Origin of the sequence: Vibrio sp. 1562, assembly GCF_033340155.1 — a bacterium.
Lineage (GTDB): Bacteria > Pseudomonadota > Gammaproteobacteria > Enterobacterales > Vibrionaceae > Vibrio > Vibrio alginolyticus.
Genome location: NZ_JAWOVY010000384.1, coordinates 1 through 680 on the forward strand (window position 1 = coordinate 1; position 680 = coordinate 680).

Consider the following 680-nt stretch of genomic DNA (forward strand, 5'->3'; position numbering starts at 1 on the left):
TGACGTCGAGGGCGCACGCCAAGCGCATCGACGCTATCTGCAATCTTTACATAGTGAATCTCATGAATAAGTTGATCGATATTCTAAACAAAGTAGGGCAACGCAAAGACATCATGCTCGCAGTGATGTTGCTGGCGATCGTCTTTATGATGATTTTGCCTTTGCCAACTGCACTAGTAGATGTGCTGATCGGCGCAAACATGAGTATTGCTGTCGTGCTGCTGATGTTGGCGATTTACATCACTACGCCACTGGAGTTTTCGGCGTTTCCGGCAGTATTGCTGATCACGACGCTATTTCGTTTGTCGCTGTCTATCACCACGACACGTTTGATCCTGCTTCAAGGCGATGCGGGTCAAATCGTTTACACCTTTGGTAACTTTGTTGTTGGCGGCAACCTTGTCGTTGGTATCGTGGTCTTCCTGATCATCACTATTGTACAGTTTATGGTGATCACTAAAGGTTCGGAGCGTGTTGCTGAAGTTAGTGCTAGATTCTCTCTTGACGCCATGCCGGGCAAACAGATGAGTATCGACGGTGACATGCGCGCTGGAGTTATCGATGTTCACGAAGCACGTCATCGCCGTTCTCTGATCGAGAAAGAGAGCCAAATGTACGGCTCGATGGACGGCGCAATGAAGTTCGTAAAAGGTGACTCCATAGCGGGCTTGGTGATCATC

The 680-nt window shown here is 48.5% G+C and carries 2 pseudogenes; both read left to right on the forward strand.

Annotated elements, in window-relative coordinates:
• Positions 1–70: pseudogene (locus tag R7Z49_RS25320) on the forward strand (translocation protein Y); the annotation flags it as partial.
• Positions 54–680: pseudogene (gene vcrD / locus R7Z49_RS25325) on the forward strand (SctV family type III secretion system export apparatus subunit VcrD); the annotation flags it as partial. The pseudogenes R7Z49_RS25320 and vcrD, both read left to right, overlap by 17 nt.